The sequence below is a fragment of the Thiomicrorhabdus heinhorstiae genome, assembly GCF_013391765.2.
Lineage (GTDB): Bacteria > Pseudomonadota > Gammaproteobacteria > Thiomicrospirales > Thiomicrospiraceae > Thiomicrorhabdus > Thiomicrorhabdus heinhorstiae.
Genome location: NZ_JACBGI020000013.1, coordinates 1 through 11,969, shown reverse-complemented (window position 1 = coordinate 11,969; position 11,969 = coordinate 1). Strand labels below are relative to the sequence as shown.

9 protein-coding genes are annotated in these 11,969 nt (G+C 46.6%); 5 read left to right on the top strand and 4 right to left on the bottom strand.

Translation table 11 applies throughout. From position 1 onward, the window contains the following. Positions 1-10: 10 nt before the first annotated feature. Positions 11-484: an FxsA family protein gene (locus H8792_RS07555; RefSeq protein ID WP_185978338.1), complete on the top strand. Its 474-nt coding sequence runs from the start codon at positions 11-13 to the stop codon at positions 482-484. A 27-nt stretch (positions 485-511) separates the two neighbouring features. Here the strand turns inward: H8792_RS07555 and H8792_RS07550 are convergent, their stop codons facing one another. From H8792_RS07550 to H8792_RS07535, 4 genes are all read right to left on the bottom strand, one after another. Next, entirely contained in the window at positions 512-1,354 is an 843-nt protein-coding gene (locus H8792_RS07550; protein ID WP_185978337.1) for an NAD-dependent epimerase/dehydratase family protein, read from the bottom strand. Positions 1,355-1,523: 169 nt separating this feature from the next. After that, a complete protein-coding gene (locus H8792_RS07545; RefSeq protein ID WP_185978336.1) occupies positions 1,524-2,879 on the bottom strand; it encodes an OmpP1/FadL family transporter in 1,356 nt (451 codons plus the stop codon). A 298-nt stretch (positions 2,880-3,177) separates the two neighbouring features. After that, complete coding sequence (locus H8792_RS07540) at positions 3,178-3,747, bottom strand: DUF302 domain-containing protein (protein WP_185978335.1); 570 nt, start codon at positions 3,745-3,747, stop codon at positions 3,178-3,180. A gap of 149 nt (positions 3,748-3,896) precedes the next feature. Continuing rightward, on the bottom strand, positions 3,897-5,033 hold the full coding sequence (locus tag H8792_RS07535; protein WP_185978334.1) for a 4-phosphoerythronate dehydrogenase: 1,137 nt from the start codon (positions 5,031-5,033) through the stop codon (positions 3,897-3,899). Between the two features lie 126 nt (positions 5,034-5,159). Between H8792_RS07535 and H8792_RS07530 the strand changes: the two genes are divergently transcribed. From H8792_RS07530 to H8792_RS07515, 4 genes are all read left to right on the top strand, one after another. After that, entirely contained in the window at positions 5,160-5,786 is a 627-nt protein-coding gene (locus H8792_RS07530; RefSeq protein ID WP_228767002.1) for an alpha/beta hydrolase, read from the top strand. A gap of 289 nt (positions 5,787-6,075) precedes the next feature. After that, positions 6,076-7,470, top strand: a complete 1,395-nt coding sequence (locus H8792_RS07525; RefSeq protein ID WP_185978333.1) for a TolC family protein — start codon at positions 6,076-6,078, stop codon at positions 7,468-7,470. A gap of 24 nt (positions 7,471-7,494) precedes the next feature. Beyond that, complete coding sequence (locus H8792_RS07520) at positions 7,495-8,592, top strand: efflux RND transporter periplasmic adaptor subunit (protein WP_185978332.1); 1,098 nt, start codon at positions 7,495-7,497, stop codon at positions 8,590-8,592. Positions 8,593-8,594: 2 nt separating this feature from the next. Further along, complete coding sequence (locus H8792_RS07515; protein WP_185978331.1) at positions 8,595-11,921, top strand: efflux RND transporter permease subunit; 3,327 nt, start codon at positions 8,595-8,597, stop codon at positions 11,919-11,921. Positions 11,922-11,969: the final 48 nt, after the last annotated feature.

Genomic DNA, 11,969 nt, shown 5'->3' with positions numbered 1-11,969 from the left:
GGACCGAATTATGCGATTTTTCTTTCTCTTATTTATTGCTGTACCTTTGGTTGAGTTGTATTTCTTAATTCAGGTAGGCTCTGTAATCGGCGCACTGCCGACTGTATTGTTGACGATTTTTACCGCTGTGTTAGGCGTATACCTCATGCGTAGTCAAGGCGTTGATATCATGATGAAGGCGCAGCGTATGATGGCGCAGGGCGAGGCGCCTCAAGAAGCGATTTTTGAAGGGGTCTTTATTTTTATCGGAGGGGTTTTGCTTTTAATTCCCGGTTTGATTACCGATGCGTTGGGTTTTTTGTTTTTAGTGCCGCCGGTTCGTCGTTATCTGATAAAGCAAAGCTTCAAAGGCTTGCAGGTTTCGGGGCGTTATTCATATCGTTCCGACGATAATGTCTTTGAAGGCGAATGGCAGGAAAAAACTCAGGTGCCGCCATCACGAATAGAAGGAACTCGTGAAGACGATAAGCGACGCGATCTTTAGCCAGATTTATAAATAGAAAGGGTTGTCTCAGGCTTCCAGTAATTCTATATAACCATCTTGATAGGTCGGGTAGATGAAGTTGTAGCCTGAGGCACGGATTTTGGCGTTGGAAAGACGCTTGTTGCTGCGCATCATTCTGGAATTTTCTGTCGGTTCGCTATGTTCAACATCCGGTACACTCAGTTGTTCAGCCAACCAGTCATAGACTTCACAGGACAGGGTTGGCTGATTGTCTACCCCGATGTAGAGTCCATCCACTTTCTGTGGTGCAGTCATGTCCAGTTCCATTAGATGCTTAAGTATTCCGACACAATCTATAGAGTGAATGCGGTTGCTCCAAACATCTTCCATGCAATGGGCTTTACCTTGTGTGACCAAGTCGATTAAATGGGTTCTTCCCGGCCCGTAGATGCCTCCAAAACGAACGATGGTGCTTGCGAAGCCGCAATCACGGACAAGGTGTTCTCCTTCCAGCAAGCGACGAGTAGAGAAGTTTTTACCACTGGTCGGACTCTCTTCATTTACCAGTTCGCCTTCACTTTGACCGAAAACCGACGTACTGGAAATAAAGAAAAAACGTTTGACGTTTTTATTTCCCAAGGCGTTAAGGGTATTTTTAACACCCAATACATAGGCTTGATAGTAAGCCGCATCTTTGTATTTTCCCGCTGATGCCATATAGAAAACATAATCTACGGTTTCCGGAAGTTTGGGTAGTGAATGAGAAAGATCTGATTGAATGGGATGAATGGATTCGGGCAGGTCGTCGGTGTGACGTCGCAAACCATAAATGGTATGTCCTTCTTGTGCTAATGTTTCGCCCAGTAAACAGCCTAAATCACCGCACCCCGCTATAAGAATAGTGGCCATAGAAAACTCCTTTTTTAGATAGTATGCACAAAAAAACAGTTGCGAGGAAGAGGGAGGGGATAGGGTTTTGTTAAATTTTTTTGGCGAGAGGAATGGAAGAGAATTTACAAGGATGCAAAACGGAAAAAGCCGCGCATGTGCGCGGCTTTCAGAGCAAGGAAATACCGGATTAGAAGTGGTACTTCATTTGCATGGTTAGACCCATTTGCGAATGCTCGGTGGTTGAGGATGATTTAACACCGGAAGCTAGACCATCAGCAGTTCCTGGCCCCATTCCTTGCGCAATGGCACCGTCGTAAGCGAAGGCTTGGCTAACTGCAGAAGTATCGACCGTGGTTTTAACTTTTGGTGTATAGACAAAGGCGCCTTCCAGTGATGCGTTTTTGCTGATATTGAACCCACCACCGATTGTGAAGTGTTCTTCAACGGTTGCAGGGAAGAAGGTGTTGTTAAACATATTGGTGGCAGCACCTTTGTAATCGGTTGTGTAACTTGCGGCTGCTTGTTCCTTGATAGGGTTTTTACCGTAGTTGTAACCGAAGCCGATCCAGCTGTTTTTGCCCATTAGTTTCATACCAAGGGCATAGACCATTTGGTTTTCCCAGCCGTAGTCCTTGTAACCGGCTGCTTCACCCCATTGAACTTGTTTGACGTCGGCATTGACCATGAAGCGCTTAGTTCCGTAAGAAACCCCTGCTTTGATTTCAGCAGGCTGTTCCAGTTCATCACCAAACACCAGGTTGAAACCTTGACCTGCCGTTGAAAGTTGGCCGTTATATTTCATGCTGATCGGTGACTGGTAGGCCAAACCAAAGGTCAGGTTTTTGCCTAGATCAAAATAGGTTCCGATGGTGTAACCAACTCCTAGATCGGTAGCCATGCCTGAACCGTGTTGTGTTTCGTTTCCATCAGCAGTGACATTGCCTTGGGCTTCGGCAATTGCATTATCATTGGTGCGGTAGTTAATATCTAAAGCACCATACTGCAGGATTGGAGAGATACCAACAGCCATTTTGCGGTCACGGCTGTTGAAAGTCAGGGTCGGCACAAAGCGCATAATCTGTAATTGACTTTGTGCATTGAAAAGTCCGTCATTGGTTCGGTAGTCAACCCCCATACCGGATGTTCCGAACATTCCGATACCAAAGCTCATGGTTTGGTTGATACGTGTAGCAAAGGAAACGGAAGGTACCACGAAAAGGTCGGCCTTACTGTTTCCTGAAGCATCATCTGCGGTAAATCCGAATGCCTGAAATACCGAGCTTACAGTGTTGTTTTTGGTTTTAACGTCCGGAGCGAACAATGTACCACCGAAAGTAAATTCCGTGCCGTCGCCTTTACCAATTAGCGCCGGGTTGATAATAACGTTTTCCGCGCCAAAGTAGCCCGCTACACCGGTCCCACCCGTTGCAGCAGATTGAGCGCCAACGGCGATCATGTTTGTCCCGTTGGTAGCCATGGCGTTGGTTGAAAAAACGCCGGCAGCAGCAAAGGACAATGCTAGTGCTAGTTTTGTTTTTCTCATGAGTCTGACTCTCTCTTGTGAAGTTATTTACACAGACTTCTACGGTCTGCGTGATTTCATGTGTAACTATGCAGGATTTTGCGGCTTTTGAGTAATTAAAATTTATTAATGCCCCATTAGTGCATCTGATTTTTTAACTATCGACGGTTGAAGGGGGTGAAATGCCTTAGTATAAAGGCTTATTAAGGCCTGGGCTTGAGCGAGTTTGGGGTGGGTTTTCTGACGTTTCTTACGCTTAAAAAACAAAAAAGCCGCTAAAAAATAGCGGCTTTTAAAGGCTCTTAAAATCAGGCGTAAATTAGAATTCGCCAGCTTTACCTTTTTGCATCATTTCCCAGATGGTGTTACGCACTTGCATAGTCGCTTCTTTCAGTGCTGGTGGCATTTTTTTACCCATCTCGATAGCCATATCCATGTTCATGGAATAGATGTGTAGGCCATCTTCTTTTTCGATGATGTTTACACGACATGGAAGGAACCCACCCATAGCAGGCGAGAAGTCAACCATTTTGCGAGCTGTTTCTGGGTTACAGAAAGACATTACGTGGATAACTTTTGATTCAATACCACGAGCTTTTAGCTCTTCAGATAGTGGTAGTTCACCAACGTTTTTAAGGTTGCGGTTGATGCCGACTGCGTTGATCGCGTCTTTAACGTCTTCTAGAGAAACGCCTTCGTCGACTTTTACTTCCCACATAGTGGCATCTGCGATATCACCTTCGCTTGCTACCCATTTGTCCCAAACTTGGTTGAATGTATCCCAAGCGCCGTCTTCTAGGTTAGTAGCTGCGTTAATCGTGCCGCACCCTGAAAGAGTTGCAACAGAAGCAGCTAAAACAGCAGCTTTAAATAGGTTGATTAATTTCATAATGCTCTCCCTTGAGATTGAATTTTGTTGAGTGGCTCAAAACATTTCAGGTGCTAGATTACTGGTTATGAAGGCAAATGCAAACCTAAATTTTTTGTGGGGTAAATAATATAATTTTATTAAGGGATTCTTATACGTTTTGTGGTGTTTTAACCATCTATTATAAATTTTAGGGATTTTAATAGCTTAGCAAGGTGTGGGGTTTTTATGTTCTGAACCCTATGGCGGTGCCATTCTCGTCGAAGAGGATAGGTGCGGCGGTAATCCTCGAAGGCAAGATGGACTTTTTGAATTTGCTTATCGCGAATGGCGCTATCATCATTATAGGGATTGTAGACTTCTTTAAAGAGTCTGTGAAGTTTTGTTTGACTGCTTTCCGTCCGGCTATCAATTTCAATCGGTTGTGGGTCAGGTGGAAGCAATGTTTGCCAGTTGTTTTGAGGTTCAATTTGCCAGTGACGGCAAAGCTGGCGGTAGACCATTTCGCCACCGGCAATTTTAGCTTCCAGCGAATGGCCTGCGATATGCGGTGTTGCCAAGTCGGCGCTTCTGTATAGCGTTTCGTCAATATTGGGTTCATTCTCCCAGCAATCAACAACTATTGCTTGAAGGGGTTGTGCAGCCCAGGCCGCTTCATTGATGATTCCTCCACGAGCGGCATTGATCAGTATCTGTTCTGGAGACAGTCGCGAGATATGTTCCGCATTAATTAAATTATAGGTGCAATCAACCCCACTCATATATAAAGGTGTATGAACGGTAATAATGTCCGCTGTCAGGCATTGATCCAGATCCACGAAATTTAGCTCATTATCTTTTGGATCCCGTTCTCTCGGTGGATCATTGAGCAAGCATTTGATGCCTAGGTTTTGCGCTTTTTGATACAGACGCCCGCCGACATTGCCGACGCCTATAATACCCAGGGTTTTGTGTTGCAGGTCAAAGCCGTGCCGTTCGGCAAGATCGAATAACACATGGATAACGTATTCGGCCACCGAGTTTGCATTGCAGCCTTGGGCGGAGTAAAAGTGAATGTCGTTTTTTTGGAGATAGGTTTGGTCTATGTGATCCAAACCGACAACGGTACTGCCGACAAACTGCACGCGGCTGTTTGTCAGCAGATTCTGGTTAACCTGTGTTCGCGAACGAACAATCAGAGCATCGGCATTTTGTACATCGGATGGGGTGATTTTTTTTCCCGGTAGCAGAGTGATTTCGCCTAAGTGGCCGAACATGTCGGCGGCATATGGCACGGCGTCGTCGATAACGATTTGTCTGGTAGGCATTTAGCGAGCTCTTTTTGATTATGTATTTATTATTCAGCGTTTTTGCGAGGCAGAGTGATGTCGCCATCTGTTTTATGACTCGTGCAAGACGCTTTTTGATTTGCATCAATAATAAAGGATTTAAAGTTGAAAAAAAATCTACAAACGACTCTTATTAAAGGTGTTCATGGAAATCTGGAGATTCGACATAATTTTGCCGACTTTGATGGTGTGAGCGAAAGTAAGTTGGTGGTACTAAGTCATCCGCACCCTTTGTTCGGCGGCACTATGAATAATAAGGTGATTACCACTATGGAGCGCGCTTTTCAAAGTTTAGGCTATGCGACCCTTGCCTATAATTTTAGGGGTGTCGGGAAAAGTGAGGGTGAATACGACGAAGGGATGGGTGAAACCGCGGACTTGCTTAAGGCCTTAAGTTGGGCTCGCGAACAATTGCCTGTTAAAGAAACGGTATTGGCCGGTTTCTCTTTCGGTAGTTATGTTTCTTTAAGAGCTTTGTCCGAGGTTCAGGTTGACAGAATTTGTACGGTTGCGCCGCCGATCGGTTTATATGATTTCTCTTCTTTAGATCCGGTATCCATTCCCTGGACCTGTATTCAAGGAGGCAGGGATGAAGTAATCGATGCAAGAGAAGTTTTGGAATGGGTTACAAGGCCGGAAAGTTCGGCGGATCTTTTTTGGCGGTCGGGTGCCAGCCATTTTTTTCATGGTGAATTGATTTGGCTTAAAAATGTCATTATAGCTTCATATTAGTTTTTTCTAATATATTTGGGTTTACTTGAAGCATGAAGTCACTATAATATAAGAAAATTCTTATATGTTAATAAGCTTGAGTTATATCCGTAGAATCGCTAAGGTTAGATGGCAGGTTTTACAGGGTGATTCAATGACTTTTGAAAGAGCGAAAAAAGGGTGTTTTAACATCCTTTTTTGCTATCGGAAACCATGCAGGGTTTCACGGTCTTTTTCAAATGTCTTGGCCGGAATTGAAATTATGGCGGTGCATGGCTTCACCGAAAAAAGGACTTTGCTCGGAGGCAAAATGAAACAGAAGTATTCGTTATTAAAAGCCGGAAGCTTGATGCTGACGGCTTTGCTGCCATGGTCTGTTTATGCTCAGACCTATGATTTTAAAATGTGCGTGGAGGATGCATTGCACAAGAATCCTGAGATGGATGTCAGTTCGTCGCGTATTCAACAGGCTCAGTCTGCTTTGCAGCAGGCGGAAGCGAGCCGCTATCCACAGGTAAACCTGTCTGTTACCGCTACAAATTCGGACAACCCTTTAAATGTTTTCGGTATGAAAATACAGCAGCGACAAGCGGCATTTGCCGACTTCGGTGTGGACATGGCGGCGATGACCGAATTGAATAACGGCAATTTCGCCTATGAACCGAGTGGATTGAATTATCCCGGGGCACACACCGATTTTAATACCCGCATCGAAATGCTGATTCCGATTTGGAACGGCGGCAAGATCAAGAGTTATGAAGAACAAGCTGCCGCCATGATCGAAGCGGCACAACAGGGTGATTCAGCCGTTCAGCAGTATTTGACTTATAACGTCTATCAAGCTTATGAAGGAGTGCATGCGGCGCGTTCCTATATCAAGGTTGCCGAGCAGGCTAAAAAAACCGCAGACTCTTTTGTTAAAACCACACGTAACCTGGTCGAACAGGGTGTGGTGGTGCGTTCGGAGTTGCTAAGTGCGGAAGTGCATCAATCCACGGCCGAAGTCGCTCTGATGAAAGCGCAAGGTCAAGAGCAGATTGCGCTGGATAGTTTGCGTATGCTAATGAATATGGATGCTTCGGCGGAACTTGATGTGGCTGATCGTATGGATCTGCAATTACCGAAAGATTCGATTGATAGTCTTTTAGCCCTTGCCATGAACGGTAACCCTCAACTGGAAGCGCAGCGTAAAGAAGCGAACTCATCACATTTTGCCATCGATGCTGCGCGTGCTGACAAATATCCGCACTTTAATGTCATGCTGCGTCAAGATTGGAACAGTGAAAATCCTGGTTTTGACAGCAGTTCTTACACGATTGCCGGTGTGGTTTCCTGGAAAATTACCGACTTCGGCGTAACCGCCAGTGCAATTGATATGGCGAATGCTTCTGCCGAACAGAAAAAGGCGGCAGTTCGCTCGGCAGAGAATAAAGTCCGTCTAGATTTGCTAACGTCTTGGCGCAAAATGCAAATTGCGCAAAAGCAGGTTCAATCCAACGAACTGGCAGTTAAGCAAGCAGAGGAGGCGTTGGAGTTGATTATGCGCCGCTACGAAAACGGTGTTGCGACTATGACGGAAGTTTTATTGGCCCAGACCCAGTTGGATAAAGCCCGTGCAGATCTGGTGTCTGCTAATTACGACGTCAACGTTTACAAAGCGAAGTTGCGCCTGTTTACCGGGACGATGGATATCAAGTTACTGTAATGAATGAATTGAGGTTTTTTTGAAATGAAACAGACACGTAAATTATTTGCCGTTCCGCTTCTAGCTGCGGCTTTGGGCTTAACCGCTTGTCAGCAGGAAGCTCCGGTTGCGCCTCAGGAAGCGGTGCAAACCATTGCCGCTCAAGTCACGACAGTAAGCTTGGGTGAAGTCCCGATGACGACGGTTGTGCCGGGTGCGGTTGTACCGGATCAGAAGGCTCGCATCGCCTCTCGCTTGATGGGGTATATCAAAAACTTGAATGTCACCGTCGGGCAAACCGTCAAACGTGGTGAATTATTATTCTCGATCGACTCGGCGGATATTCGCAGCCAAATTTCGCAGGCCAATTCGGCTTATCAGCAAGCGAAAGCCGCTTTGACGGATGCGAAACTGGATTATGATCGTTTTACCAAATTGTATGAAGACGATTCGGTTTCCAAACAGCAATACGACAAAATTCGTTTGCAGTATAGTGTCGCGCAGGAAAACCTGGCAGCGGCTCGTTCCGGTTTAAAACAGGCGGAATCGCAGTTGAAATACGCTAACGTCACCGCTCCGTTTGATGGCGTGGTGGTAGAGAAAATGGCCGTCGCCGGTGATTTGGCGGCTCCGGGTAACCCGATTGTCGTGATCGAAAACTTGAAGTCATTGAGTGTTCAGACGGAAGTGGCTGCAGATTTATACGCCGTTTTGCGTCAAGGGGATGAGGCCGAAGTGATGATCGATGGCCAGGATAAGCCTTTGGTCGGTACGATCTATACTTTAGTGAGTTCAGCGAACCCTAAAACCCGTACTCACACGGTTAAATTGAGTCTACCTGATATTAATAACGTTAACAGTGGTACTTTCGCTCGTATCAGTTTCACCCGTGGCGTTCGCCAGGCGATGATGATTCCGAAATCGGCGATTGTTGTCCGAGCCGGAATTGAAGGTGTTTTCGTGGTTGAAGACGGGCACGCTTTCTATCATATGGTCAGAACAGGGATGTCAATCGACGATCAGGTTGAAGTGCAGGCTGGTTTGGCTTTGGGTGAGCAGATTGTGATCGATAACAATCAGAGCATGTTGAACGGCGACAAGGTTGAAGTAACCTCTGCCGGTTCTAAAGCGGAAGGGGCTTAAGTATGTCTGAGAATGCAACGCCAAAATCCGAATTGAATATTGCCGGGAAATTGGCCAAGGCGTTTATCCATTCAAAAATCACCATGATGATCATGCTGGCGATTACTTTGGCCGGTATCATGGCTTATTTGATTACGCCGCGTGAATACAACCCGCAAATCGTTGTGCCTGCGGCCAATATTATTGTGCCGAAAGGGGGAGCGACTCCGGAAGAAGTTGAGAATATGGTGGTCAAGCCTCTGGAAACCATTATGGGAGCGCTGCCGGGTGTCGACCATACCTTCGGTTATGCCGCCAACGACTTCGGTGTGGTAACCGTGCAATTTGAGGTCGGTCAGAATCAAGTCGACAGTTTGGTTAAGGTTTATAACCAGTTGATGCAGAATCTGGATAAGATGCCTCCGGATACTCAGCAGCCGCTGGTTAAGCCGATCAATGTCGATGATGTGCCGATTATGACTCTGGCGGTCACTTCCAAAGAGTTGTCAGGATATGATCTGCGTGATGTCGCTCTGAAGCTGGTTGAAAACCTGCGTAACATTCCTGGGGTCTCTTTTACCGATGTGGTCGGAGGAAAGGAGCGCGCCATCAATGTGTGGCTGGATGCGCGCAAAATTGCTTTGACCGGATTATCGTTGGATACCATCAGTGAAATGCTGTTGGGTAATAACGTTTCAGTTCCTGTCGGGACGATGGTCAATAATAACCAGAATCATCTGATTCGCGTTAACGGTTATCTTGGAAATGCCAAGGAAGTCGGCAATATTATTATCGGTATGGATCAGGGAAGTCCGATCTATCTGAAAGATATTGCGACGATTACCGACGGCCCAAAAGAGACTGATACTTATACTCGTATCGGTTTCGGTCCGAATTCGACGATGGTACATAAAGGAGAACAGGCGGCGGTCACGATTGCGCTGGCGAAAAAGCCGGGTACCAATGCGGTTGATGTCGCTAACGCCGTACTCGATAAGCTGGATATGCTGAAAAAGAGTGTTTTGCCGAGTAATGTCGATGTGGTTGTAACCCGTAATGACGGTGAAAAAGCCAATGCCGCGGTAAATCTGTTGATGGAACATCTCGGTATTGCCGTCGGTTCGGTTATCGTGATACTGGTGCTTTTCCTTGGCTGGCGTGAGGCGAGTATCGTGACGCTGACCGTTCCGTTGATTCTGTTTGTAGTGCTGTTTGTCGGCTTGATTGCCGATCAGACGATTAACCGAATTACCTTGTTTGCCTTGATTCTGTCGCTTGGTCTGCTGGTGGATGCGGCGATCGTGGTTATAGAGAATATCCACAGGCATATTCACGACGGCTTTGATCCGGAAAAATTCGATGAAGTGTTGATTCGTGCCACCAATGAAATCGGTAATCCGACCAACGTTGCGACGATTGCCGTTATTCTGGCCTTTATCCCGATGCTGTTCGTAACCGGAATGATGGGGCCGTTTATGGCACCGATCCCGTTCAATGTGCCGGTGGCGATGATTGCCTCACTGGTGGTGGCTTATATTCTGGTGCCTTATGCGGCTTATCGTTTCCTTGGCAAAAAAGCCATCAAGGAAATGCAGGAACGCGAAAGTCTGGAAACTCACCATGTTGAGAAAGAAGACTGGATGCAGAAGTTGTATGTTAAGGCGATCAATCCTCTGATTGAGAGCCGCACCAAGCGTAATTTGTTCCTGTTCGTGGTTTTGGGTGCTTTGATTGCCGCCATGGTTCAACCGGCACTGCAGTTTGTCCGCGGTGACGGTATGAATAACCCGCTTCATCCGGCCGGTGTTGAGGTTAAGATGCTGCCGTATGACAACACCAGTACTTTCCTGGTCCAGGTGGACATGCCCGAAGGCACGGCTTTGGAGGCAACCGATCGCGTGGTTCGCCATGTTGGTGATCTACTTTCTAAAACGCCGTTTGTGACCGACTATAGTGTTTATCTGGGTAATCACGCGCCTATCGATTTCGCAGCATTGGTTCGTGGCGACTTGATTAAAGAAGGCAGTAACTTTGCTCAGATCCGCGTCAATCTGGTGAATAAGCATCAGCGTAGCGTTTCTTCTCATGAGATTGTTAACCGTTTTAATGATTCTTTGGCGATGATTCGCAAAGATTTCCCGCAAGCGAATGTCAAGCTGTACGAAACGCCTCCAGGGCCACCGGTTACTACTCAGATTATGGCCGAGCTGTATGGTCCGGATTATGACAAGCTGCGTGCCGCGGCGATTGAGATGCGTGAAAATTTCGGTGATATTTACGGTTTGATCAATGTTGATGATTCGGTGACTGACGATCAGGTCAGTTATGAGATCAATATCGATCGAGATCAGGCAAACTTGCTGGGAGTTGCGCCGGCGCAAGTCAGTAAAATGTTGCGTGATTATATTAACGGTTACGAGTTGGGGTATATGCACCTTGATAATGTTCGCGAACCGGTAAATATTATTGTGCGTTTGCCGCGTTCGGATCGTACGACGCCTGAGCAGTTATTGGCGCTACGTATCCAGTCGCGCGGCGGAGATGCCGTACCGCTTTCGGCCGTTGCAAAAATAGAAAAATCAACACACGCCAAGCCGATCGTTATGCGTGATCAGCACCGGATGGTGATGATCGGTGGTGAGCTGTTGAAATCAAGCCCGGTGTATGCGGTTCTGTCCTTGGATAAAATGCTGGATAATGTAACACTGCCTAAAACTGGGGTTACTTTCCATACCGCAAACTTGGGCTTTGTTGAAGCGCAGCCGCATGACGTAATGGAATATACGCTATTGTGGGGCGGAGAGATGCGTCTGACACTGGACGTTTTCCGTGATATGGGAAGTGCTTTCATCGTCGCTTTGGTATTTATTTATCTGATTCTGGTCGGATACTATAAATCCTTTATGATGCCGGTGATCGTTATGGGGGCGATTCCATTGACCATGATCGGGGTTTTCCCAGGGCACTGGCTGACGGGGCAAGCCTTTACCGCGACCTCCATGATCGGGGTGATTGCCCTGGCGGGGATAGTGGTGCGAAACTCCCTGCTGTTGATTGACTTTATTCTCGAATATCGCGCTGAGGGACAGTCTTTGAAAGATGCGGTTATTGAAGCCGGTAAAGTCCGCTTCCGTCCGATTCTGTTGACGGCTCTGGCGATTATGTTCGGCTCAATGATCATGATTACCGATCCGGTATTCGGCGGTTTGGCGGTTTCCCTGATCTTTGGTACCTTATCGTCAACCGTACTGACTCTGTTGGTCATTCCGTTGTTGTATTACATCTGGCAGTGGCATGGTGGAGTCAAACAGCAAGAAGCGCTGGCCAGACAGGCTGTAACCCAGGCTTAAAAGCAATTTAAAAAATTGTTTGCGAAAAGGCCGGGCATTCTTTGAGAA